The following is a 22,221-nucleotide window of genomic DNA, read 5'->3' as shown; positions in this document are numbered from 1 at the left end:
GGACTCCGGCGAACAGCACGCGTTGCCGCCCGCGCTGCCCGCGGCTTCCGCCGCATCGGCCCAGGGTTCCGGCGACGACCCGCAGCAGCCGACCGGACGGCGTCGGCGTGCCCTCGCCGCAGCGTCGGAGCGCGCCGCCGCGCAGGAGGCGGCGCCTCGTACGGTGTTCGCTCTGCCGCCTGCCGAGGCGGACCGGTCGTCCGGTGACGGTGGTTCGGAAGAGGTCGCGGACGAGCAGGGGCCTGTGGCTGCTGCCGCGGGGCAGGTGCCGGTGCCTGGCCAGGGGGTTCCCGGCCAGGGCGTTCCCGGTGAGGGACTCGTCGACGACGGTCGGCACGACGCCGTACCGCACAGCCAGGCCGACGACCACACTCCGCCGCAGCCGCATCCGTCGAGTGCGCCGACGGGCCGCCGTCGGCGGGCGGTGGGGCAGCAGCGTGTGGAGGCGGAGGCCGGTGGGGCGCCTGCGCAAGGGGCTCCGGTGCAGCAGGCTCCTGCGCAAGGGGCTCCGGCTCAAAGGGCTTCGGTTCCGCAGGGGACTCCGGTGCAGGAGGTTCCTGCGCAGAGGGCTCCGGTTCAGGCGAGCGTGCCTCAAGCCCAGGGCAATGCGCCGGGTCAGCCCGTTCCGTCCGGGCAGCCGGTACAGCCGGGTGCTCCCGTACCCGCCCACGGTGCCGTCGCTCCTGGCGTCCAGGCCGCGCCCGGCCAGCCGGTTCCGGCGCCGGGCCAGGGCGTCGTCGCAATGCCGAACCCGGCTGCGCAGAACGGGACGGCGCAGAACGTATCCACACAGAACGCGCCCGGTCAGATCGGCCTGCCCGCCGAGGCCGCACCGGGCCACCCCCAGCCCCACCCGGGTCACCAGAATCCCCAGGGCATGCCCGCTCCCGCCCCGACCGGCGCCGGTCAGCCGCTTCCGGCCGAGGCCGCTCCCGGTCAGGGCACCCCGCCGCAGGGCACGCCCGCACCGGGCACCCCCGCCCCGCAGCCGTGGCCCACCGCCGACGACACGCCCGGCGCCGGTACGGCCGTATCGGCGAACGGTGCCGCAACCCCCGTACCTCCGCACACGGCCGCGGCACCCGCTCAGCCGAACGGCGTCGCCAGCCCCGTACCGCCGAACCCGGGCACCCCGCAGAACCCGCATGCCGCCCAGGCACCGCAGCCCCCACAGGCCTCTCAACCACAGGCCCCGCAGCTGCCACAAGCCTCTCAAGGCCCACAGGCCCCGCAGAGCACCACGCCCCCCGGCGCCCCCCTCCCCCCGGAGGCCGCCGCCACGCAGCCCCGGGCCGCTCAGCCGTTGCCTGCCGAGGCCGCCGCCGCGCCGGTCGATCCCAACTCCACGCAGGGTCGGGCGATCAGCGTGCGGACGCTGGGACAGGGTGTGCCGTTCACGCGGCAGGCGGCTCAGGTGCAGCAGCCGACGACGGCGAACGGCCCGCTTCCGTCGGCCACGCCCGCCCCGCATCAGCCGGGCGGTTCCGGCCGTCGCCGCAAGCTGGGTACGCGGCCCGATCCGGCCGCCGCGCCCGCCGAGCAGGCGGCCCGGCCGCATCCGCCGACCGAGCAGGCCCCCGCGCAGCCGCAGCCCTCGCTGGCCGGGCAGTCCCGGCTGGCGCAGGCGACCGAGGGGAGCGGGCGGTCGTACGCCATAGGGGCGCCGGACGAGAACGCCGCCGAGGGGCCCGAGCCGTTGGACGGGCCGGGCGGTGCCGTCGAGGTGTCGGACTCCCCGAGGCCGCAGCCGATGGACGACGAGCTGCCGCCGGAGCCGCTGGACAACCCGCGTCGGCTGCTGGTGTGGCCCGCGCCGGATGTGACGACCCAGCAGGCGCTGAGCGACCGTGGTTACCGGCCGGTCATCGTGCACTCGCGCGAGGAGGTCGACGCGCAGATCGCGGCCTTCCCCGCGGCGCTGTTCGTCGACCCGCTGACCGGGCCGATCACGCGTACCGCGCTGCAGTCGCTGCGGCAGGCGGCGGTCGCGGCCGAGGTGCCGGTGATGGTGACGGCCGGGCTCGGGCAGGCCTCGCGCGAGGCGGCGTACGGCGCCGACCCCGCCGTACTGCTGAAGGCGCTCGCGCCGCGCGACAGCGAGCAGCACCCGCCGCGCGTGCTGCTCATCGAGGAGCACGCCGAGATCGCGCTGGCGCTGACCGCGACGCTGGAGCGGCGCGGGATGCAGGTGGCGCGGGCCGCGAGTGATGCCGACGCGGTGACGCTGGCGGGGCAGTTCCGGCCGAACCTGGTCGTGATGGACCTGATGCAGGTGCACCGGCGCCGGGCCGGGATCGTCGACTGGCTGCGCGCGAACGGGCAGCTCAACCGCACCCCGCTCGTCGTCTACACCGCCGCGGTCGACCAGGCCGACCTGCCGCGGCTGGCCTCCGGCGAGACGGTGCTGTTCCTCGCGGAGCGGTCTACGAGCAGTGAGGTGCAGTCGCGGATCGTGGATCTGCTGGCGCGGATCGGGACGAACTAGCCGGCCTGGCCGGCTGGGGGCGCGCCGGGCGGGATCCTGGGAGTCCTGCCCGGCGCGCCCTTCTTGTACGTCTTGTACGGGCCTGGGTCAGAGCTGGGTGACGTCCAGCTCTCCCTCCGCGTACTTCCTGCGCAGCACCTTCTTGTCGAACTTGCCCACGCTCGTCTTCGGCACCGCCTCGATGATCGTCCAGCGCTCCGGGAGCTGCCACTTGGCGATCCCGCCCTCGTCGGCGAGGAAGGCGCGCAGGGACTCGAAGTCGGCGGTGGCGCCCTCCTTGAGGACGACGGTGGCCAGCGGGCGCTCGCCCCACTTCTCGTCGGGGACGGCGACCACGGCCGCTTCGGCGACGTCGGGGTGGGACATGAGCGCGTTCTCCAGCTCGACCGAGGAGATCCACTCGCCGCCGGACTTGATGACGTCCTTGGCGCGGTCGGTGAGAGTGAGGTAGCCGTCGGGGGAGATCGTCCCCACGTCGCCGGTCTTCAGCCAGCCGTCCTCGCTGAACTTGTCGACGGGGCGCAGGGGTTCGGCGTCGGGGCCGTTGTAGTAGGCGCCCGCGATCCACGGGCCGCGCACCTCCAGCTCGCCGGCGGACTCGCCGTCCCAGGGGAGGCGTTCGCCGCCGGGGCCGGTGAGGCGGGCCTCGACGCTCGTCGGGAAGCGGCCCTGGGTGAGGCGGTAGGCGAACTCCTCCTGCGTGCCGACCGCATGGGCCGGCGGGCGGGCGACCGTGCCGAGCGGGGAGGTCTCCGTCATGCCCCAGGCGTGACAGACCCGCATGCCCAGCTTGTCGAACGCCTCCATGAGGGAGGGCGGGCAGGCCGAGCCGCCGATGGTGACCTGAGTGAGGGAGGAAACGTCGCGCGGCTTGGCGTTCAGCTCCGAGAGCAAGCCCTGCCAGATGGTGGGCACGGCGGCCGCGTGGGTCGGCTTCTCGCGCTCGATCATCTCGGCGAGCGGGGCGGGTTGGAGGAAGCGGTCCGGCATCAGCATGTTCACGCCGGTCATGAAGGTGGCGTGCGGCAGGCCCCAGGCGTTGACGTGGAACTGGGGCACTACGACCAGCGAGGTGTCCTGGTCGGTCAGGCCCATCGACTGGGCCATGTTGACCTGCATCGAGTGCAGGTAGATCGAACGGTGGCTGTACACCACGCCCTTGGGGTCGCCGGTGGTGCCGGAGGTGTAGCACATGGCGGCGGCCTGGCGTTCGTCCAGCTCCGGCCAGTCGTACGTGGCCGGCTTGGCGGCGATCAGGTCCTCGTACTCGTGCACCTGGACGGAGACGTCGGCGCTCGCCAGCAGGGAGCGGTCGCCCGGGCCCGACACGACGACGTGCTCGACCGTCTTGAGGTGCGGGAGCAGGGGGGCGAGCAGGGGGAGCAGCGAACCGTTGACGAGCACCACCTTGTCCGCCGCGTGGCCCACGATCCAGGCCAGCTGCTCGGGCGGGAGACGGAGGTTGAGCGTGTGCAGGACCGCGCCCATGGAGGGGATCGCGAAGTAGGCCTCGACATGCTCGGCGTTGTTCCACATCAGGGTCGCCACCCGGTCGTCGTCGACGACCCCGAGGTCCTCGCGCAGGGCGTGCGCCAGCTGGGCGGCGCGGGCGCCGACCTCGGCGAAGGAACGGCGGTGCGGCTCGTCCTCACCGGTCCAGGTGGTCACCTGCGACTCGCCATGGATGGTCGAGCCATGCGTCAAGATCCGTGACACAAGCAGCGGGACGTCCTGCATCGTGCTCAGCACCGGGGGCCTCCTCGTTGAAGCGGCTACGCGAGGGTAGTGTCCCGCGATTGTGCTGGCATACCGGGCAGTATGTCACTAGGCGGCGGTGGATTCGTTCGCCGATGTCGCGACATGAGCCGGCGTGGCTCGGACGTCCGGGCCGAGCTGGCCGACCGGGCCTCAGCGACCTCGGTCGGCCCCACAGCGCGGCTGCCCGGGCGCGGGCGGGCTACATGAACGGAACGTTCACACAGGCGAGCCGCGCACCAGCCGTTCCGGCGTGGCCTTCATGTGTAGAGGTGGCCATCTCATGGATCACCACGGAACGGGCTCCTCCCTCACGGAAGCGCCAGTCCACCGTGGCTATCGAGCGGGCCGAGCCGTCCTTGTTGGTGGTCAGGTCCAGCCATACCTCGTTGTGCGGGTTGGCGAAGTCGGGGTCGACCGAGGGCTGCACGGGGTCCAGCTCGTTCTGGTAGTGCGGCCCGGCGTCCGCGGGCAGTTTGCCGCAGGGCTTGGTGTGGACATGGGCGCCGTAGACACGGTTCTCATCGAGGTCCCGCACGCGCAGCTCGATCCGCGTCCCGCCGCTGCGGCGCAGCTCCTCCTTGACCTGGACCCGGGCGGCCACCGGCACCAGGTCGGTGTTGTAGGTCACCGCCTGCGCGTAGGGCGCAAGGCTCACAGGGGCGAACACCGTCCCTACGACGATCTTCGGCACCGGCCCCTTCGCCTCCTGCGGTTCGGCGGCTCCGGCGGTCGCCATCAGACCGGCACCGGTCGCGACGGCGAGGACGCCCGCGGACAGCAGGACGCCCTTGTTCATGACGGTGAATTTGTGCCTGGGCATGGTCGGTCTCTCCAGTACGTGCGCGGTGGGGGGTCCGGGCGGGGCGGTCGCGGCGGCATCGGAGGCGCCGGTCGGCGACAAGGCACAAGTCCAGGCGTTTTACAGGAACTTGGTGAGCCCGGGTGTTTGGTCTGCACAGTACAACGAGGGACAAGCCATACCAGAACGCCTACCGACGGGTACTGGGGAGACCCCGTGGAGGGTTCGGCTCCGTCTCGGAAAGGCACGGCGCGCGCTGTGTCCGCACGCCGCGTACGGTTACCGCACCGGCTCCAGCTCCGGGTCCTCCCTCAGCTTGCCCAGCGCCCGGGAGACGGCCGACTTGACCGTCCCGACGGACACCCCGAGCACCTCGGCCGTCTGTACCTCGCTGAGGTCCTCGTAGTACCTGAGGACGACCATGGCCCGCTGTCGGGCGGGCAGCCTCATGATGGCCCGCCACATGGCGTCATGGAGCGCTTGCTGCTCCGCCGGGTCGTCGCCGCCGGTCACGGGCTCCGGCTCGGGCAGCTCATCGCAGGCGAACTCGTCGACCCTGCGCTTGCGCCACTGCGACGTGCGGGTGTTCAACAGCGCCCGACGGACATAGCCGTCCAGCGCGCGGTGGTCCTCGATGCGCTCCCAGGCGACGTACGTCTTGGCGAGCGCGGTCTGCAGCAGGTCCTCCGCGTCGCTCGGGTTCGCGGTCAGCGACCGGGCGGTACGCAGCAGCACCGGCTGGCGGGCCTTCACGTACGACGAGAACGACGGGTACGGGAGGGTCTGCGTCGCCGGTGAGGCGGCCTTCGAAGCGCTGGTGCAGACGGGTGTGGTCATGGCTCCACGCTATGAGTGGGGATATCTCCGGCGGATCGGCCGCAGGTCCCGAAGACGGATCCGCCTCAGGTTGTAGGGGTGGGGCTTGCTGCACCTCCTGAAGGTGGACTGGGGGAGGACATGTACTGCGGGTTTACCCCTGGGGGCTCATCCGTCGGCTGTCCTTTCACCGATCTGAGGCGCCCTGGCGCCCATCCGTCGGCTGTCCTTTCACCGATCTGAGGCGCCATAGCGCTCATCCGTCGGCTGTCCTTTCACCGGTCCGGGGCGCCATGGCGTCCATCCGTCGGCTGTCCTTTCACCGGTCTGGGGCGCCGTGGCGCCCATCCGTCAGCGGTCCATTCACCGGTCCGGGGCGCATGGCGCTCATCCGTCGGCCGTCAGCACCAGGCCTGACGTCGGCACCCCCGTCCCCGCCGTCACCAGGACGCGCTCGGCCCCGGGTATCTGGTTCACCGCCGTGCCCCTGAGCTGCCGTACCCCCTCCGCGATGCCGTTCATACCGTGCAGATACGCCTCCCCGAGCTGTCCGCCGTGCGTGTTGAGGGGAAGCTCGGCGAGGCGTACGAACTCCGCCGCCTCCCCCTTGCCGCAGAACCCGAACTCCTCCAGCTGCATCAGCACGAACGGCGTGAAGTGGTCGTACAGGATCCCTACGTCGATGTCGGCGGCCGTGAACCCGGAGGTGCGCCACAGCTGGCGGGCCACGACGCCCATTTCCGGCAGGCCGGTCAGGTCGTCGCGGTAGAAGCTGGTCATCTGCTCCTGCGCCCGCCCCGCGCCTTGGGCGGCGGCCCTGACGACCGCGGGCGGGCGGGGCAGGTCGCGGGCCCGCTCCACGGACGTGACGACCATCGCCTGGCCGCCGTCCGTCTCCTGGCAGCAGTCCAGCAGCCGCAGCGGCTCGACGATCCAGCGCGAGGCCGCGTGCTCGGCGAGGGTGACGGGCCGACCGTGGAAGTACGCCGCCGGGTTGGTCGCCGCGTACGCGCGGTCCATCACCGCCACGTGTCCGAACGCCTCCGGGGTCAGGCCGTACGTGTGCAGATACCGCTGCGCCGCCATCGCCACCCAGGAGGCCGGGGTGAGCAGCCCGAACGGCAGGGACCAGCCGAGCGCGACCCCCTCGGCCGACGGCTCCCGGTGCTGCACACCCGAGCCGAATCTCCGCCCCGACCGCTCGTTGAAGGCGCGGTAGCAGACCACCACCTCGGCCACCCCTGTGGCTATGGCGAGCGCGGCCTGCTGGACGGTGGCGCAGGCCGCCCCGCCGCCGTAGTGGACGCGGGAGAAGAAGGACAGCTCTCCCATCCCGCAGGCCTGGGCCACCGTGATCTCCGGGCTGGTGTCCATCGTGAACGTCACCATCCCGTCCACGTCCGCCGGCGTCAGACCCGCGTCGTCGAGTGCCGCCCGCACCGCCTCCACGGCCAGCCGCAACTCGCTGCGGCCGGAGTCCTTGGAGAACTCCGTGGCCCCGATGCCGGCGATCGCCGCCCGTCCGCCGAGGGTGTCCCGCGTGCGTACGCTCATCCCGCGCCCCCCGTCGGGAGGGTGACCGTCACCGTGCCGGTCACGTGTCTGCCGGTCGCGTTGGCTCCGATCACCCGGACGATGACGGTGTCGCCGTCGACCTCCTCGATCGTGCCCGTCAACACCATCGTGTCTCCGGGGTAGTTGGGCGCGCCCAGTCTGATGGCCACCTTGCGGAGTACGGCCCGGGGACCGAAGTGGTCTGTGACATACCGGCCGACCAGGCCGTTCGTTGTCAGGATGTTCATGAAGATGTCGGGGGAGCCCTTCTCCCGGGCCAGTTCCGCGTCGTGGTGCACGTCCTGGTAGTCACGTGAGGCGATCGCCCCGGCGACGATCAGCGTGCGGGTGACCGGGATCTCCAGCGGGGGCAGCACGTCACCAGCCCTCAGCCCGTCTGCGTCGGCCCTCAGCCGGTCTCCGTCCGCCTTCATACGGCCGCCTCCCTTCCGGCGCGGAAGACCGGCAGCACCAACTCCTTGTCGTACGCCTGGAACTCGATGGTGACCGGCAGGCCGATCCGCACCTTGTCGTGCGGCACCCCGGTCACGTTGCTGATCATCCGCACGCCCTCGGCCAGCTCGATCAGGGCGACCGCGTACGGAGGGTCGAAGGCGGGGAAGGGCGGGTGGTGCATGACGACGTACGAATAAACCGTGCCCTCGCCGCTCGCCTCCACCGTGTCCCACTCAGGGCCGCCGCAGGTGTTGCAGCCGGGCAGCCAGGGGAAGCGCAGGGTCCCGCAGCCGGTGCACCGCTGGATCAGCAGCCTGTGTTCCTGGACGCCCTCCCAGAAACCGGCGTTGTCCCGGTTGACGACCGGGCTGGGGCGCGGGGGTTTCTCGCGTCGGCGGGCGGGGGCGTACTTGAGGATGCGGAAGCGGTGGGTGCCGGCGAGGTCCGCGCCCACCCGGACGTCGGTGCGGGTCGTGACGAAGTACCCCGTGCCCAGTTTGGTGGTCTTCCGCTCCGACACCGCCTCGATCACCGTGTCGAAGGTGATCTCGTCGCCGGGCCGGAGCGGTCTCAGATACTCCTGCTCGCAGTCGGTGGCGACGACCGAGGTGCAGCCCGCCTCGTCGAGGAGGGTGAGGAGATCGTCGTACGCCTCCGTCCGGCCGGAGCGGCCAGTCCGGTCGGTGTAGCCAGTCCGGTCGGTCTGGTCGGTGTAGCCAGTCCGGTCGGTGTAGCCAGTCCGGTCGGTCTGGTCGGTAGGGCCGCGGTGGCCCGAGAGGCCGCCCATGGTCCACGCCTGGAGCATGGTGGGCGGGGCGATGGCGTCCGGGCCGGTGTACGCCTCGTTCGTGTCGCCCATCGCCTCGCACCAGTGCCGGATCATGGGTGCGTTGACGGGGTCCTTGCCGACACCTGCGACGGTCGCGGGCCGTCCCTCGAAGGCCTTCAACCGCGTCCCCAGCTCGTCCCTCACCGTCGTCCCCCTGGTCATCCCGTGCCGCATCGTCTTGACATTTCTGGTACACCGCAGCCGCCGGTCCGGTTCCCACTTGTCCTCACGAAGATTTCTGACTGTCCGTCAGATAGGGCGAGGTGTCAAGGTCGACGAGCCGCACGAGAAAACGCCTGCGCGGCGATGCCGTAGCACCGCCGCGCAGGCGCGTTGTCACCCCAAAGCACCCCATGCACAGAAACCCGGAAGACCGATGCCGGAGCACCGGCCCCCTCAGATCACCACCACAGCGGGGTGAAGTTGACGGCCGTGTTGTCGTTCCCCTGCTGGACGGACGTGAACGCGGAGCCGTTGACCTGGGCGGTGTTGCTCTGGTTCGAGGCACCCGAGCCGGTCGCCTGCTGCTGCGTGGTGGACGAGTTGCCGTAGTTGTCACCGCCGACGCCGCTGCCGACGACAGCCGCGGTGGCGTCCGTCGCCGTCGCGCTCGATCCGTTGTCCGCGATCGCGCCGCTGTCCGCCGTCGCGACACCGGTGAACAGCGCGGCTGCCAGCGGAAGGGCGGATACGGCGGCGATGACACGGGCGGTACGGATGCTTGCCATGTTGTTCCTCCAGGAACGAAGTACGCACCGGCTGTACTGCCGGATACACGTGAAGTACGGCTGCTACCAGGGAAGTTGGCCGACCACCCCGGCGATTGGTGCACGACGTCGCGAATCCAGAGTTGCCCACCGAATCCCCGGCGAACCACCCCGGAAGCCGTGATTCGCACTGAAGTGTGATGACAAGTCGATAAACCCCTTTCGTTACTCCAGTCCCAGCTCAGAGCGTGTACGGACACCTCCATCCCAAGCGGCACAAGAGAGGAAGCGTTCCGGCATATTTCCAGCCAATCCACCCAGCCCGGCGAGTCGCACCCGCCCCCCTTCCCTTTTTCGAACATACGTACGAACATGGAGGTATGGCCACCACCGACCGGCAGGCCACGACGCTGGCCCTCGCACACGCCCTGTCAGCCGCCGAACGCGGACTGGCCGTCATTCCCCTGTCCCGGACGAAGCTCCCGGCCCTGCGCTCCCCGCACCGCGACGACCCCTCCGCCCCGCCCTGCCACGGCGAGTGCGGGCGCTTCGGCCACGGGATCTACGACGCGGCCACCGACCCGGCGCGCATCCGCGAACTGTTCGCCGCCGCGCCCTGGGCGACCGGCTACGGCATCGCGTGCGGCCTCCCGCCCCACCACCTCATCGGCATCGACCTCGACACGAAGTCCGGCACGGACTCCTCGGCCGCCCTGCGCGAACTCGCCCTGCGCCACCTGTTCACGATCCCCGACACGGTCGTCGTGCTCACCCCGAGCGGCGGCCGCCACCTCTGGCTGAGCGGCCCGCCCGACGTCGTCGTCCCCAACTCGGCCGGCCGCCTCGCCCCCGGCATCGACATCCGAGGCGCCGGCGGCTACCTCGTCGGCCCCGGCTCCCGTACGGAGCACGGCCTCTACACCACGGCTCCCGGCACCGCCCACCTGGCGCCCGCGGCCTGCCCACCCGCACTGCTCCGCCTCCTGCTGCCCCCGCCCCGCTCCCACCACCCCACGCCCCCTTCCACGGGCGGACACGGCCAGGGCCTCGTCCAGTTCGTCCTCGCCGCGCACGAAGGCCAGCGCAACACCCGCCTGTTCTGGGCGGCCTGCCGCGCCTACGAGGACGGCATCGGCCCCGCCCTCGTCGACGCCCTGGTCGACGCGGCCCTGAACACGGGGCTCAGCGAACGCGAGGCCCGCGCGACGATCGCGTCGGCGGCGCGGATGACAGGGCATCGGCCCTGAAGACCTGGCCGGCATCGGCCGTACGAAGCGCCACCGGGACACCGCCGGCAAGACCCAGAGGAAGACCATGCACCACCGCTCCAGAGTGCCGACCATGTCCCTGACCCGCGTGGTCCTCGCGTCCGGCCGCTCGCTCGACCTCAGGGACCTTCGGCTGTCGTCCACGTACGGCGGGACGCTGGAGGGCTATCCGTGCAAGCCCGTCAACGAAGTGCGGATCAAGAGCCTGCTGCGGAGTGCCGAACAGGCCTTCCCCATCGCCCCGGTGCACCTCGTCCCGCCCCCGCGCGAGTATCCCGACCAGTACGCTGGCGGGTTCGGCCCGGTCGAGGTGCTGCCGGCCGTGGCGTGCTTCGGCGTCTTCCGCTCCACGGCACTCGACCCCGCCCACGATCCGGTGCTGTACCGCTCGGCCCTGACCATCGTCTGGTTCCAGCCCACGGCCCAGGTGCCCTCGGGCTGCGACACGGAACCCGCGCTTCGTGATGTTCCCTGGGAGGAACTGGCCCGAGACTACGAGCTGTAGCCCCGAGACCCCTTCCACCACAGCCCCGGAAATCCCGTTTCCGGGACGCGGACGGGTGTGCCAGGGTCGCACGGTGACCGTTTCCCGATCCGATCTTCTGCGCCGGCAATTCGACCTGACCTGGTCGCTGTTCGAATACCACCTCGCCCGGCTCGAACCCGACGACTTCCTGTGGGAACCGGCACCCCACTGCTGGACGGTACGCCGGGCCGCCGACGGCACATGGACACCGGACTGGTCGGACACCGAGCCCGATCCCGTCCCCGTCCCGACCATCGCCTGGCTGAGCTGGCACATCGGCTGGTGGTGGAGCGTCACCCTCGACCACATGGCCGGCCGCCCACCCCGCGAGCGCACCGACATCACCTGGCCCGGCGCCGGCCAGCCCACCGTGGAGTGGCTACGCGGCTTACGCACGGACTGGCTGGCAGCCCTGGTCCGCCTCACCGACGCCGACCTGGACACCACGGCCCCGTTCCCCTGGCCGGACGATCCGGAGTACACGGTCGCCGACATGGTGGCCTGGGTGAACGCCGAGCTGATGAAGAATGTTGCGGAGATTGGGCAGTTGCGGTTGTTGCGGGTGGCGTCGGCCCCCCAACAGACCTAGTCGGCACGTGATCCTCAATGCAACAACCCCTGACCGTCTTGCCTGGTCAGGGGTTGTTTCATGCGCGGAGGCGGTGAGATTCGAACTCACGGTGACATCGCTGCCACGACGGTTTTCAAGACCGGCCGGATCCGCGCGGTCAGATGCGGCTTGACCTGCGCATACTTCCTCTCACTGAGCACCACCTACGCCTGGGTGGCCGGAGGTTGGCCGTGCCGCCGCTGGTTGGCGCGTGTGGATCCACGCCGTAGCCATCCCTATGGGGCACGACCTCTTCGTCCCGAAGCAACCCGGGCGGGCGTGCTGCCTTGCACTCGTGCGGCTCTCACCTGCGTTGATAGTCCGCAGGTGTACGTGGCCGTCCGCCAATGTACGTCGGCGTTGTCACGCAGTTAGACACTCAGACGAGTTCGGTTGTGCCACAGCGCAGGCGTCATAGCCGTGGTGGTGGGACGAAGCTCGCATCTCGTCGTACCAGCTCCATTCCAACTGGCGTCCAAACCCTCCAGCGGGAGCACCAGAGGTGAGCAACGCGCCACCTTCCGGCACGACATCGACCAGACGCCGCTTTCCCGCCTGGACAACCTCGATCTTCAACCACCATGAGCACCTGACGCTCTCCGCTCGGCCAGTGATAAGCAGAGACTGTGACTCTCCGGGGGAGAGCGTGATGACGTTGTCATCGAAGTATGGGCGATTACCGGACCGCGTCAGGTCCCCGATCGAGTCCTCGTAGGCGGCTTCCCAAGCTTCGGGGATGGGCTCGTCAAGAAGGAAGTCCAAGACGACAGCTCCCGCCGCGCCGGCAGGCGGGTACCTGACCCATACAGCGCTGAAGGGCTCGCCTACCTGTTCCTTGTGGACTTTGATGTTGGTGATCGTGAGTTGCTGCTCTGTCCGGTTCTCCACCAACAGTCTGGCTGTCGTCGCTTTGAAGTCGGCTGCGCCCCGGTGGCGCAGCAGCCTGTACATGGGCACGTAAGTGCGCTTGTCCTGAGGTACGTGCTGGGGCAACGCATCGTCTGACGGCAAGGCCATCTCCCAGGCCTTGGGCACGAGTACCTCTCCCGTGACAGCTAGTGGATCACCACGTTTCAGCCAGCGTCGAAGGCACACGCCAGCACCGATGATCATTGCAACAACCAAGGAACCAACGATGCCTTCGATCACGGTAGCGCTCCTCACAGGCCAGCCCTTCGGCGCACCATATGTCGCTGTGGGCGAGGCTAGGGTTACGGCTGCGGCCAGTCTGTCACCGTCGGTCGTAGTCGCGCGCTTCGGAAGGACGGCGCAGCAACGGCCTAAGACGTCATCTCATTTGGTGAGTCTGCGGTAGCAGATCAGAGTGCAGGCGATGCTGGTGAAGGCGAGGAAGTGGTCGGCCTTGCGTTCGTAGCGGCGGTGCAGGCGTCGGCATCCGGCGAGCCAGGCCATGGTGCGTTCGATGGTCCAGCGGTGACGGCCGAGTCGTTGCGAGGTCTCGATGCCTTTGCGGGCGATGCGGTGCCGGATGCCTCGGCCGGCTAACCAACGCCGCAGGTGGTTGTAGTCGTAGCCCTTGTCGGCGTGGAGTTTGTGAGGTCTGCGCCGCCGGCGTCCCCGGCGGGAGCGGATCGGCGGTATGCCCTTCACCAGCGGGATCAGTGCCTGGCTGTCGTGCGTGTTCGCGGCCGAGATGCCGACGGACAGGGGCAGGCCGGTCCGCTCCGTGATCAAGTGGATTTTCGACCCGTACTTGCCCCGGTCTACAGGATTCGGGCCTGTCAGCTCCCCCTTTTCAAGGCGCGCATGTTGACCGAGTCGATCGCGCACCGGGACCAGTCCAGCTCGCCGCGGGATCCCAGTTCGTCGAGGACCAGGCGGTGGAGTTTGGCCCACACACGGGCCTTCGTCCATTCAGTGAATCGCCGGTGGGCCGTCGCACCGGACGGCCCGAACGAGGCGGTCGGCAACTGCTGCCACGTGCAGCCCGATGTCGCCACGAAGACGATCGCGGCCAGCACTTCGCGGTCGCCGTGCCGACGCCGGCCACCGCCCTGAGGCCGCGACGGCGCCTCCGGCACCACCCGCTGGAACAGTTCCCACAACTCGTCCGGCACCAGCCGCGCAACGATCCCTGCCACGACCGGCAGCTTACCCAGCCAAATGAGATGACGTCTAAGGGTGACCACCACGTGCAGTCGCGATCCCCGCCTTAGGAGTTCGATCCGAGCCCGCTCCGGCTGCTGTCGTCGACTGGAGCGACGGCCGGACAGAGTCACTGGTGTGCGCCCCCGTCCGGGGTCGTTGATGTCAGCCTTGGATGTCAGAAGCCTTCTGATCCGTAGCTCTAGCCGGATCGGTCACCGACGGTCATTCCGGTCGCTGCGAGTCCCGTAGGGACGCTACCGGACGGGGGCGGTTGCTGGGTTGCGGTACGGGGGTGCTGTACATCCCGGCCGATCGTTCCCGGCTTACGTGCGGCTGCCGCGGCTGGCGGGGCGCTCCCATTGCCGGGCGGCCTGCCCCGCAGCCACCGCGATCATTCGCCGCAACACCGTGCAAGCGCTGACTCGTCCGGCGTAGCTATCAATGCTCAGGAGAGGACCTACGCGGAGACTGGAGTCGGCGAATTAGGGCCACCGTCAACGCCTCCACGCGCAGGGAGCGGGGTGCTGCTACCTGGCCTAACAATTGTGCGATTTCGTGCAAATGAGGAAACACAGCCGACGGTCGGAGACATGCGAGGTATCCGTGATCCCTTCAGCGAATCGGGACTCCGAACATAGTCCCCGCCGAGGTGGGCGCATAATTACACCTGAGCGAGCCACCATCATTGCGGCGTTGATCGCGTTTATAGGCACACTAGCAGCCATCCTGTTGACGCATGTTCTCGAACCTGCGGAACCGCCCCCGGAGCCGACACCTCACACCGCAAGCCCGGAGGCAGATACAAGCGGATTGTCGAAGCTAGAACTTGTGGACGTCAGCACAGAAGAGCGCGGAGTGGAGGCCGTGTTCCTGGACGTGAAGATTCGAAACATCGGCAAAAAAACATCCGTACTAAAGAGGGTGATCGCGCAGGTAAGTGACTGGCGAAAAATCGACCCCTGCCTCGAGGGAGCCCCCCTTCCGGTATCGAGCACGTACAAGATGACCTTTCCAACATCTCCCAAGAAGTCGAGATTTGAAATATCGACGGAAATGCACGACTATCTGAAGCCGAACGAAGCGACCCGCGTCAGGATTGAAGCCGGATTGGACACTGAAAACCCATACGCCGACGGAGTCATCTTTCGGTTCACGCTTGAGCTGCATTTTGATGCGAAAGCGTCAGTCAGATCAGATGTGATTCTCATCTCGCTTCCAGGGGAACTATCTCCTCCGGGCCATTGGGAGACTCTACGGGAAGATCCCGAAGTGAGGGAATGCGCCGAGGTCAACCTAAAGAATTTGAGATATATGCTCGGCCTGCCCGGAAGGCGCAGTAAGGACCTTCAAGCGATCACTGATGCTCTTTAATGCTTGATATCGCGAGGTCTGGCCCCTCGCGCTGGCTGCTGACCCCCGTACCCCTGCCCACCGCCTTCCCCAAGCTGCTATCCCGTGTGCCGTCGACCCACACGTACGTGGAGCGGGCGCGGGTCCTGGCGTCCAGGTGGAGCGCGCCACTGTACGAACGACCTGGACGCCAGGACCCGTGTCTGCTCGGCTTCGCCTGGGTCGACGACACACGGGATAGCAGCTCCCCACGCCCGCCACGACGTGCCCGCACCCGCCTGCAGCCCCCGTCCATCCCGGCGTCGTTGCGCCCCCGCCGGAGGCATCGTTCTGACGTGCACGGAACTCGCCGCCCGCGCCCCCGCGGGGTTCACCCCCGCCACACCCACCGCTGAGCGCGTGGCCGACTGCCGGGCCGGAGCGGGGCGAAGACAGGAGCGGCGGCCAGGACGACGGGCCGCGCGCCGCCGCGCCGCGCGCGGCAGGAGCGCCTTGATGAAGTAGGGAGAGTCTTACCGCGCGCGGACAGGGTGGCCTCTAAGACCAGCCGGTTCTCCACACCAGAACCTTGCTTGACCTGCGCCTATCGCTCTGCAGAGCGCGCGTGGCACCCCATGCTGGCCAGGAGGTGGCCACAGCGCGCACCACAGGCTCACTCGACGCCGTCATTTCCGTTCTGCGGTGTCCGGCACGAGTCGGCTCGTGAAACCGGCGTCGCGCAGGCGCTCGTACGCTGCGGCCACGTCATCGGGAATGTGCTGCTCGATCATGAATCCCTGCTGCGGGTAGATCATGAGCCGCTGCTGCGCGCCGACCAACATGTCGATCACTAGACGCGCGTCCCCGATGGAATCGACGTACTCAGTCAGGGTCATGCGGGTGGACGCGCTGAGCCACTCGACTCCAGGCCACAGCTTGCGCGCGGTCGCATAAGCCCGTCGTTCCTCGTACGGCTTGCTGATCAGCAGGACGGATGACACAGGGGCCTGGCGCTCTTCGAGTAGCGCGCGGGAGAAGCGGATGTTCTCCCCCGTGTTCCGGGCCCGCGGCTCAACGAGGATCGCATCGGCCGGCACCCCCAGCTCCATTGCACGCTTGCGGTAGTGCTCGGCCTCTCCACGAGGCATGCGCTCGCGCGTGGTGCGGCTGGTCGCCCCGGTGAAGACGATCAGCGGCACCATGCCGCGGTGGTAGAGATCAGCGGTTGTGTCTGCGACTCCGAGGTCATGACTGCCGAGTCCGATCGCGACAGAGCATGGGCGCACGTCGTGGCCCATCTGCTGGAAGTCCCAGAGCCGTTGAGCGTCGACCCATGCCTGTGCTGAGATCACTTGCTCTCGTCCTCCACTTTCGCTGAGTCGGGAACCTTGAAGTCGTACGTCCATGCGAAGCGTGTCGCCGCGTGAACGCCGATCGCGAATTCCACCACGGTGCCGTCGGCCGTGTAGGTCGTCCGGTGGAGCTCCACCACCCATTCGCCCGGCGCGAGCTGAAGGAGCTGGGCTTCATCCGCCGTGGGGATCCGCGCGAACAGCGTTTCCTGCATGTGGTCGATCTCGTATCCGGCGTCGTACAGGACACGGAAGCCACCGCCCCGGCCGGCGGGCCCCGGTGTCGGGTCGACGATGCGCGTCCCTTCCACGTGCTCAAGACGGTAGTAGCTGGTCAGCGTGTGCGTCGGCTGCGAGCCTTCCTTGACCACGCGCGCACGTGCGTAGACCTCCGCACCTTCCGGCAGACCGTGCGCCTGAGCGACGGCGGCCGACGCCGGCACACGGCTGACGGTCTGAGTCTGTTCGTTCCGCTTGTATGTACGTCCGGACGCCACGCGGTCCGCGATGAACGCCACTTCATCGCCGTCCCGCCACTTGGCCTTGTCGTATCGCGCGATACCGAGCCGCTTGAGCGGGGCCCGCTCACGGACGACCGTGCCGTGTCCACGCGACGACGTGACCAGCCCTTCGGCTTCCAACGCCTTGTAGGCCGCATGGACCGTGGACTTCGAGCCTTCGCCCGCTTCCACTAGGTCCCTGATCTGCGGCAACTGGGCACCGGGCGCGTACTCGCCATTCCTGATCTGTTCGGCCAGTCGGTCCGCAAGCTCTCGCCACTTAGGCGCCATGCAGCACTCCTCTCGACTTCGACCAGTGAAGCACAGTCCCAGGACTGTTGACAGTCCTGGGACTGTGCGGCATGGTCTTACTCAACAGCCCGCAGTCCTAGGACAGCGAGCCCGGAGCGTCCCTATTGGGCTGCTCCTATGTCGACCGGAGGGCTCCGTGAAACGGGCTCGAAGGAAGCGCAAGCGCCTTGAGAACTTCACACAGGGAACTGCCGGTAACCCGTGGTCCGCCTGCCCGAAGGGGTCGGAAACAAGGCGGAGAAGACCGGCGTGCCCCGTACGGCAACCCGATCGGTTCGAGTCCGGTCCGGGGCACTTCGGCCGCTGCTCAGTGGCCGCACCGCGTGTGACACGCGGCTTTCTCCAAGAACGGCGCGCACCCCCCGGAGGGGCAACTCCGGGGGGGTGCTGTTCGGGCCGTTCCACCTGAGAGGAACACGACCCAATGAGCCACATCGTCACTGTTCAGGACGCTGTTACCGCGTTCGCCGACTTCATGGAGCCGACGAATGCGGAGCTGGACGCGATCGAGCGGGAGATGCCCGTGATCCTTGCGGACGTTGACCTGCTGGACGCGCAGATCATCACGCTTGACCGCACCCCCACGGAGCTGGACATCCGGCGTATCCGCCGGGCCCGCCGTCGGCTCCTCACCGCGCTGGCGAACCAGGCCACCGAGGCGCACCGGGGCGGCGCGGCGTGAGCGGACAGAAGAGCGCGCGGGAGTTCACCGCGCAGATGTCCGTTCGTGAGGGCCGCTGGCGTCTGTACGTGGTGCTGATGAACACCACCGAGAGGTGGCCGGAGCACCGGTTCGGGCGCACGGTGCCGACGTTCACGGACCGCACGGACGCGCTCAGCGTGCTCGGGTTCGAGCCGGTACCGGGCGCTGAGTGGACGTGGACCGAGGACAGCGAGAACCCCGACGACCCCGCCTCCCCGGTCGTGCTGATCGCCGCGATCCGGGTCCGTTCATGGTCGGAGGTGAGCGCATGAACGCCGTTCAGATCCGTTCAGCGGAGCGGGCGCTGTCGGCTGGCACGTGGCTGATCGTGGCGGGCGCGATGCTCTACTCGATCCTCACCGTCACTCCCCTCGCGGCCGAGCACACCCCCGACAAGTGGGACTGGACCGCGCCCATCCTTCCCCTCGTGGTGGATGCCGCCGTGGTCATCGTGGTCCGGCTGGATGCGGTGCTCGCCCGGCTGGGGGGCAACGGCGGACGGTGGCCCATCGCCCTGCGGTGGATGACCGGCTGCATGACGCTCGCCCTCAACGTCGCCGACTCCGCACTGAAAAACGACCTGGTGGGCGTGGCTGTGCACGCGGTCGCGCCGCTGCTGCTGATCGTCACGGCAGAGACCGGACTCGCCTACCGGCGCGCGATCACCGCCGCCGTGGTGGCGCTGGAGGCCAAGCAGCAAGCCGAGCGGGAAGCCCGCGAACGCGCGGCTGCCGAGCGGCGTGACGAGGCCGCGCGGCGGGCCCGCGAGGAACGCGAGCACACTGCGGCGCTGGCGCGTGAACAGCGTGAGCACGAAGCGCTCATGGCCCGTGAACAGGCCGAGCGGGAAGCTGCCGCACGGCGCGAGGAACGCGAGCGCGAGCAGGCTCGCGAGCGTGCCGAGCGCGAGGAGCGTGAACGCCTGGAGCGCGAGCGTGAACAGCGTGAGCGGGAGCGTGAACGCCGTGAGCGGGAGGCCGCCGAACGCGCTGAGCGGGAGCGGGCCGAGCGTCTGGAGCGGGAGCGTCGTGAGCAGGCTGAGCGGGAGCAGCGGGCCGCGCGTGAACGGGCCGCGCTGCTGTCCGGCGGCCCCGCCACGGAGAAGCTGCCCGAGGACGACGCGCGCGCCATCGTGGCCGCCGCCCATGCCGAGGGCCTGTCGGTGCGGACCGCTGCCGAGCTGTGCGGCTGGTCGGTCGGGTGGGTCTCTTCCCGGTACGCCGAACTCCGTGGGCCCGTCAACGGCGTTCCGGTTGATCTGGCCGGCACGGGTCGCTGATGACCACGGCATCGGCCAGTGGGTCTCTTCCTGTGTACCGGTGGCGGCTCGCCCCTGACGGTCTGGCTACCCGTCGGCAGCTCCGCGCGATGGGGCTGCGTCCGGGTGGTCAGGACGTGGCCGCCGAACTCCAGCGTCCCCGCCGACGGCGGGGCCCGCTGGTCGCCTACCTCTACCGCATCGACGCGGCCAAGCCCGTCCGGCCGATGACGCCGGGACGGTGGGCCGCGCTCGCCCGCGCCAACCGTGCGCGGCGGATCTGCCCTTCCTGTCGGCGCGATGCCGGATACGTCATCCCCACCTCGCTCGGTGCCTGTGTCCCCTGCGCCGACTCCAACTGATCCCGAGGGAGAGCCCTGATGGCCCACCGTGACCCGCCGGGGATCGTCGCCCCGCACATACCCGCCGACGCCTACCGCCGCGCCGAGGCCACCGGACAACCCGTCGTCATCGTCGTTCACGCCACCGACCCGACCGGACGCGCGCTGCGCCACTACCTGTTCCCGGTCGTCGTCGCCGGGGCAGCCGCCATGGGCGGCTGGGGACTGGTCGCCGCGCTGTGTGCGCTGCTCGACGCCGCCGCACACACGGTCACCGTCATCGCCCAGACCGCCGGGCCGATCGGCATCGGCGGCATCACCCTCAAACTCGCCCGCTCGAAGAGCAACTGATCCATGCCCGAGCGTCCGCCTACGGCTTCCGCCCGCCCTGGAACGGGGGCGGGAGCCGTAGGCGGCGCGTAGAGCGCCTGACACCCCTTCCGTATGGGTTGACACCCCCCGAAGCGTGCCGGGCCGCGAGAGACCCCGTAGCGACGCTGCGTGACGGAAGTTTCCGTCCTCGCGCGCACGCGCTTAGGGGCCGCCTCGGAAACCGAGGAAACCGGAAACACGCTCACTCCGCGTAACGCGCGCGTGTGGTGACGGGCCGTCGCAGGGCCCGTCACCACCGACCCACCATCCCGGAAATGAGGAACCCGTGAGCCACTCCCAAGTCTGGCGGACCCACCGCCAGTACGCAGCAACCGCCGCCCGCTGGACGGCCGATCACTGGCGCAAGGAAGCCGAGCGCCGCCGCGCCCTGCGCGCCGACCGCAAGCCCCTGGTGCGCGACGCCAAGCGCGCGCTCGCCACCGCACGCGCCATCGACCCCGAGGGCGTCACCCCCATCCGCCACCGCGCGGAACGGGAGCTGCGCAGCGCCAAGCGGCGGGTGCCCGACCCGCTGTGGCTGTTCGCGTCCAAGACCGCGATCGGTGCGGCCGTCGCCGGATACATCTGGCTGCCGTCCGTACCGGCTCGGGTGTGGCTGTGGTCAGCCGTCGCCGTGGCCGCCGCCATCACGGCCGCGATCGTGTGGGCCATCGTGCGCGACCGCGACGACGACGGGCTCAAGCCCAACGCGGAAGAGGCCGCGCTGCTCAAGCGACTCCAGCCGCAGCACTGGAAGGAGCACGCCGAACAGCGCGGCCTCACCGGCACGCTGACCGGACGGCCGACACTGACCGAGTCGGGCATCGTGTGCGCCGTCCGCCTCGAAGGCCAGTGGACCCCCAGCAAGCTCCGCAGTGCCGAGGAGCACGTGCGGGCGCTGCTCGGGGCCCGCACCACCCTGCGCATGCAGATCAAGGCAGGCAAGCGCGGCGGGTGGGCGGAACTGATCCTGCGCACCCGCAGCGCGGCCGACGGCGACGACCTGGCGTGGACGCCCGAACGACGCTCCCTCGGAGTCGACACCGTCACCGGCGACGCGGTCACGGTGCCGCTCGGGGAACGACTGCTGATCGCCGGACGCTCCGGCGCCGGTAAGTCGGTCGCCTCCCGGCCCCTGCTGTTCGACGCTTCCGAGGGGGAGGCGAACGCGCTGGCCATCATCGACCTCAAGCGGGTGGAGGGCCGGTTGTGGGACCACCGTGCCCGCGTCGCCTCCACGCCCCGTGACGTCGTCGACCTGGTTGACGAGCTGGAGACGGAGATGCTGGAACGGCTCAGCATCCTGCCCAAGGGCCAGGACACGTGGACCCCCACGGCGGACCGGCCGCGCATCACGGTCGTCGTCGACGAGGGTGCCGAGGTCATGACGGCCGCCGACAAGGTCCCGTACGAGACCGAGACCAGTGACGGCAAGACCCGCACCGTGAACCGGTCGGCTCTGCCGGGGCTGGAGTCCATCGCGCGGATGGGCCGCGCGGCGTGCATCGATCTGTGGTGGATGACGCAGAAGCCGACCATCGGTGACGGCATCCCCAAGCAGATCGCCCCGCAGATCGGCATTGCCATCTGCCTCTCGGTGCGCACGCCGGCCGAAGCCCGCGTGGTGCTCGGGGAGGACGCACAGGCCAAGGGCTGGAACGCCGACGAACTCCCAGTGCCGGGTGTGGCGTTGATCCGGGACGGCAAGCGCAAGCCCGACCCGGTCAAGGTCCGCTACATGGACAAGGCCGTCGTCATCGCCCTGCCCGACCGCACCCCCTGGTCCCGCACGGTCGCTCCCACAGTGAAAGCCGCGGGCGCCCCGACGCTCACCCTCGTCAAGACCACGGCGCCGGATGAGCCCGCCACGGACAGCGCCGTCGCCCGCGTCCTCAAGGCCATCGAGACCGCCAACGAACCGGTCCTCCAGAAGGACCTGGCCACGATCACGGGCCTGTCCAAGGGCTCCGTGTCCAAGGCCGTCAAAACCCTCACCACCGGCGGCATGGCCGTCCGCGCCCAGGACGGCCGACTGACCACCACGCGCGGCGACGACACCGCCGCCGCCTGAACTCCCCGACGCACGACAACGGCGGCCCCCTTCCGCCAAGAACCGGGGCCGCCGCCAATCCAGCAC

The 22,221-nt window shown here is 69.6% G+C and carries 21 protein-coding genes, 1 tRNA gene and 1 pseudogene; 11 read left to right on the top strand and 12 right to left on the bottom strand.

Going from position 1 to position 22,221, the window contains the following annotated elements; genetic code table 11:
• Window positions 1-2,485, top strand: a pseudogene (locus CLM62_RS52500) (nickel transporter); the annotation flags it as partial.
• An 87-nt stretch (window positions 2,486-2,572) separates the two neighbouring features.
• On the opposite strand, the gene CLM62_RS44120 reads toward CLM62_RS52500, so the two are convergent.
• The 7 genes from CLM62_RS44120 to CLM62_RS44085 form a co-directional block, all read right to left on the bottom strand.
• Window positions 2,573-4,234, bottom strand: coding sequence for a long-chain fatty acid--CoA ligase (locus CLM62_RS44120; protein WP_179382478.1), 1,662 nt, complete (start codon window positions 4,232-4,234; stop codon window positions 2,573-2,575).
• Between the two features lie 208 nt (window positions 4,235-4,442).
• Entirely contained in the window at window positions 4,443-5,063 is a 621-nt protein-coding gene (locus CLM62_RS44115) for a superoxide dismutase family protein (protein WP_095755523.1), read from the bottom strand.
• A gap of 258 nt (window positions 5,064-5,321) precedes the next feature.
• A complete protein-coding gene (locus tag CLM62_RS44110) occupies window positions 5,322-5,879 on the bottom strand; it encodes a SigE family RNA polymerase sigma factor (RefSeq protein WP_095755522.1) in 558 nt (185 codons plus the stop codon).
• A 366-nt stretch (window positions 5,880-6,245) separates the two neighbouring features.
• Window positions 6,246-7,412 (bottom strand): lipid-transfer protein, encoded by a 1,167-nt coding sequence (locus CLM62_RS44100; protein ID WP_095755521.1) that lies wholly within the window; start codon window positions 7,410-7,412, stop codon window positions 6,246-6,248.
• Window positions 7,409-7,804 (bottom strand): MaoC family dehydratase, encoded by a 396-nt coding sequence (locus CLM62_RS44095; RefSeq protein WP_179382480.1) that lies wholly within the window; start codon window positions 7,802-7,804, stop codon window positions 7,409-7,411. Before CLM62_RS44095 ends, CLM62_RS44100 begins: the two co-directional genes overlap by 4 nt.
• Window positions 7,805-7,842: 38 nt before the next feature.
• The gene (locus CLM62_RS44090) at window positions 7,843-8,859 is read right to left on the bottom strand and encodes a bifunctional MaoC family dehydratase N-terminal/OB-fold nucleic acid binding domain-containing protein (protein WP_095755519.1); all 1,017 of its coding nucleotides are present in this window, start codon (window positions 8,857-8,859) and stop codon (window positions 7,843-7,845) included.
• A 239-nt stretch (window positions 8,860-9,098) separates the two neighbouring features.
• Window positions 9,099-9,425, bottom strand: a complete 327-nt coding sequence (locus CLM62_RS44085; RefSeq protein ID WP_095755518.1) for a hypothetical protein — start codon at window positions 9,423-9,425, stop codon at window positions 9,099-9,101.
• A gap of 359 nt (window positions 9,426-9,784) precedes the next feature.
• Between CLM62_RS44085 and CLM62_RS44080 the strand changes: the two genes are divergently transcribed.
• The 3 genes from CLM62_RS44080 to CLM62_RS44070 all read left to right on the top strand — a co-directional run bounded on the left by CLM62_RS44080 (window position 9,785) and on the right by CLM62_RS44070 (window position 11,787).
• Entirely contained in the window at window positions 9,785-10,651 is an 867-nt protein-coding gene (locus tag CLM62_RS44080) for a bifunctional DNA primase/polymerase (RefSeq protein WP_095755517.1), read from the top strand.
• A 94-nt stretch (window positions 10,652-10,745) separates the two neighbouring features.
• Window positions 10,746-11,177: a hypothetical protein gene (locus CLM62_RS44075; RefSeq protein ID WP_257004443.1), complete on the top strand. Its 432-nt coding sequence runs from the start codon at window positions 10,746-10,748 to the stop codon at window positions 11,175-11,177.
• A 73-nt stretch (window positions 11,178-11,250) separates the two neighbouring features.
• Window positions 11,251-11,787, top strand: a complete 537-nt coding sequence (locus CLM62_RS44070) for a DinB family protein (RefSeq protein WP_257004442.1) — start codon at window positions 11,251-11,253, stop codon at window positions 11,785-11,787.
• Window positions 11,788-11,852: 65 nt separating this feature from the next.
• On the opposite strand, the gene CLM62_RS50525 is transcribed toward CLM62_RS44070, so the two are convergent.
• From CLM62_RS50525 to CLM62_RS44060, 3 genes are all read right to left on the bottom strand, one after another.
• Window positions 11,853-11,980, bottom strand: a tRNA-Ser gene (locus tag CLM62_RS50525).
• A gap of 191 nt (window positions 11,981-12,171) precedes the next feature.
• On the bottom strand, window positions 12,172-12,957 hold the full coding sequence (locus tag CLM62_RS44065) for a hypothetical protein (protein ID WP_257004441.1): 786 nt from the start codon (window positions 12,955-12,957) through the stop codon (window positions 12,172-12,174).
• A gap of 144 nt (window positions 12,958-13,101) precedes the next feature.
• A protein-coding gene (locus CLM62_RS44060; RefSeq protein ID WP_095755531.1) for an IS5 family transposase occupies window positions 13,102-13,901 on the bottom strand; the annotation gives its coding sequence in 2 pieces (ribosomal slippage) (window positions 13,102-13,553 and window positions 13,553-13,901; 801 coding nt in all).
• A gap of 709 nt (window positions 13,902-14,610) precedes the next feature.
• On the opposite strand from CLM62_RS44060, the gene CLM62_RS49590 reads away from it, so the two are divergent.
• Window positions 14,611-15,288 (top strand): hypothetical protein, encoded by a 678-nt coding sequence (locus CLM62_RS49590; RefSeq protein WP_143659257.1) that lies wholly within the window; start codon window positions 14,611-14,613, stop codon window positions 15,286-15,288.
• Between the two features lie 644 nt (window positions 15,289-15,932).
• Here the strand turns inward: CLM62_RS49590 and CLM62_RS44055 are convergent.
• Entirely contained in the window at window positions 15,933-16,598 is a 666-nt protein-coding gene (locus CLM62_RS44055; RefSeq protein WP_095755514.1) for a YdcF family protein, read from the bottom strand.
• Window positions 16,595-17,389 carry a GntR family transcriptional regulator gene (locus CLM62_RS44050; RefSeq protein ID WP_095755513.1) on the bottom strand — a complete coding sequence of 265 codons (795 nt, stop codon included), beginning with the start codon at window positions 17,387-17,389 and terminating at the stop codon, window positions 16,595-16,597. Before CLM62_RS44050 ends, CLM62_RS44055 begins: the two co-directional genes overlap by 4 nt.
• A 445-nt stretch (window positions 17,390-17,834) precedes the next feature.
• Between CLM62_RS44050 and CLM62_RS44045 the strand changes: the two genes are divergently transcribed.
• The 6 genes from CLM62_RS44045 (at window position 17,835) to CLM62_RS44020 (ending at window position 22,155) form a co-directional block, all read left to right on the top strand.
• Window positions 17,835-18,092, top strand: coding sequence for a DUF6284 family protein (locus CLM62_RS44045; protein ID WP_095755512.1), 258 nt, complete (start codon window positions 17,835-17,837; stop codon window positions 18,090-18,092).
• Window positions 18,089-18,385: a DUF6303 family protein gene (locus CLM62_RS44040; RefSeq protein WP_095755511.1), complete on the top strand. Its 297-nt coding sequence runs from the start codon at window positions 18,089-18,091 to the stop codon at window positions 18,383-18,385. The genes CLM62_RS44045 and CLM62_RS44040 overlap by 4 nt, the downstream gene beginning before the upstream one ends.
• Complete coding sequence (locus tag CLM62_RS44035; RefSeq protein ID WP_095755510.1) at window positions 18,382-19,392, top strand: DUF2637 domain-containing protein; 1,011 nt, start codon at window positions 18,382-18,384, stop codon at window positions 19,390-19,392. The genes CLM62_RS44040 and CLM62_RS44035 overlap by 4 nt, the downstream gene beginning before the upstream one ends.
• The gene (locus CLM62_RS44030; protein ID WP_095755509.1) at window positions 19,392-19,733 is read left to right on the top strand and encodes an RRQRL motif-containing zinc-binding protein; all 342 of its coding nucleotides are present in this window, start codon (window positions 19,392-19,394) and stop codon (window positions 19,731-19,733) included. The genes CLM62_RS44035 and CLM62_RS44030 overlap by 1 nt, the downstream gene beginning before the upstream one ends.
• 18 nt (window positions 19,734-19,751) lie before the next feature.
• Window positions 19,752-20,063, top strand: coding sequence for a hypothetical protein (locus tag CLM62_RS44025; RefSeq protein ID WP_095755508.1), 312 nt, complete (start codon window positions 19,752-19,754; stop codon window positions 20,061-20,063).
• A 307-nt stretch (window positions 20,064-20,370) separates the two neighbouring features.
• On the top strand, window positions 20,371-22,155 hold the full coding sequence (locus tag CLM62_RS44020) for a MarR family transcriptional regulator (protein WP_257004440.1): 1,785 nt from the start codon (window positions 20,371-20,373) through the stop codon (window positions 22,153-22,155).
• Window positions 22,156-22,221 lie beyond the last annotated feature (66 nt).

This window comes from Streptomyces sp. SA15 (assembly GCF_002291145.1).
GTDB lineage: Bacteria > Actinomycetota > Actinomycetes > Streptomycetales > Streptomycetaceae > Streptomyces.
The sequence above is the reverse complement of the archived record's forward strand: the minus strand, read 5'-3'. Positions and strand labels throughout refer to the sequence as shown.

Bases quoted from the DNA above. Each gene is read 5' to 3' on its own strand.
- CLM62_RS44045 (WP_095755512.1), top strand. From the start codon at position 17,835: ATGAGCCACATCGTCACTGTTCAGGACGCTGTTACCGCGTTCGCCGAC.
- CLM62_RS44075 (WP_257004443.1), top strand. From the start codon at position 10,746: ATGTCCCTGACCCGCGTGGTCCTCGCGTCCGGCCGCTCGCTCGACCTC.
- CLM62_RS44035 (WP_095755510.1), top strand. From the start codon at position 18,382: ATGAACGCCGTTCAGATCCGTTCAGCGGAGCGGGCGCTGTCGGCTGGC.
- CLM62_RS44085 (WP_095755518.1), bottom strand. From the start codon at position 9,425: ATGGCAAGCATCCGTACCGCCCGTGTCATCGCCGCCGTATCCGCCCTT.
- CLM62_RS44025 (WP_095755508.1), top strand. From the start codon at position 19,752: ATGGCCCACCGTGACCCGCCGGGGATCGTCGCCCCGCACATACCCGCC.
- CLM62_RS44080 (WP_095755517.1), top strand. From the start codon at position 9,785: ATGGCCACCACCGACCGGCAGGCCACGACGCTGGCCCTCGCACACGCC.
- CLM62_RS44090 (WP_095755519.1), bottom strand. From the start codon at position 8,859: ATGACCAGGGGGACGACGGTGAGGGACGAGCTGGGGACGCGGTTGAAG.
- CLM62_RS44110 (WP_095755522.1), bottom strand. From the start codon at position 5,879: ATGACCACACCCGTCTGCACCAGCGCTTCGAAGGCCGCCTCACCGGCG.
- CLM62_RS44100 (WP_095755521.1), bottom strand. From the start codon at position 7,412: ATGAGCGTACGCACGCGGGACACCCTCGGCGGACGGGCGGCGATCGCC.
- CLM62_RS44115 (WP_095755523.1), bottom strand. From the start codon at position 5,063: ATGCCCAGGCACAAATTCACCGTCATGAACAAGGGCGTCCTGCTGTCC.
- CLM62_RS44030 (WP_095755509.1), top strand. From the start codon at position 19,392: ATGACCACGGCATCGGCCAGTGGGTCTCTTCCTGTGTACCGGTGGCGG.
- CLM62_RS44050 (WP_095755513.1), bottom strand. From the start codon at position 17,389: ATGGCGCCTAAGTGGCGAGAGCTTGCGGACCGACTGGCCGAACAGATC.